Raw genomic sequence first — 587 nt, 5'->3', positions numbered from 1 at the left:
TCAGTCAGCTTAGACATAAACTCTGCAGGGGCTGAATACCATTTACCGTTAAAGTAAGCATCCCACTTATCTTTATTGATAATTTTAACTTTGTCACCTTTTTTATAGGTTTTATTGAATCCATTCTCAAATAATATTTCTACCGACTGAATAGTTCCTTCAGAATCCTCACCTTTAACAGACACATATCCGGGCCATGCCTCGGTTATCTCACCAATGACACTGTTTTTAACTTGTGTGTGACTCTCTGCACTATTTTGGGACGTGTTTTTTGAGTCGTCAGCCAGCTTAGACAAAAACTCAGGGGCTGATTCCCAATTACCGTTGATATTGTTAACTTCCCACTTATTTTTATTGATAACTTTCACTTTGTCACCTTTTTTATAGGTTTTGTCTACTCCATTCTTAATTGGTATTTCTACCAAATAAATTTTTCCTTCAAAATCCTCACCTTTAACAGACACATATCCGGGAGCAAGATCGATAGTCGAAAATCCGGGCTCTATCTCGGTTATTTCGCCGATGACAGTGTTTGCTATAGCTTCTAGCTTTTGAATAAAGTCTGCATAGGTTTTTGTGCTTCCCTT

Annotated in this window: 1 pseudogene; it reads right to left on the bottom strand. The window is 37.5% G+C overall.

Features of this window, described 5'->3' with window-relative positions:
• Nucleotides 1–587: pseudogene (locus PPOP_RS23055) on the bottom strand (hypothetical protein); the annotation flags it as partial.

It is taken from the genome of Paenibacillus popilliae ATCC 14706 (assembly GCF_000315235.1).
Classification (GTDB): Bacteria; Bacillota; Bacilli; order Paenibacillales; family Paenibacillaceae; genus Paenibacillus_B; species Paenibacillus_B popilliae.
The sequence above is the reverse complement of the archived record's forward strand: the minus strand, read 5'-3'. Positions and strand labels throughout refer to the sequence as shown.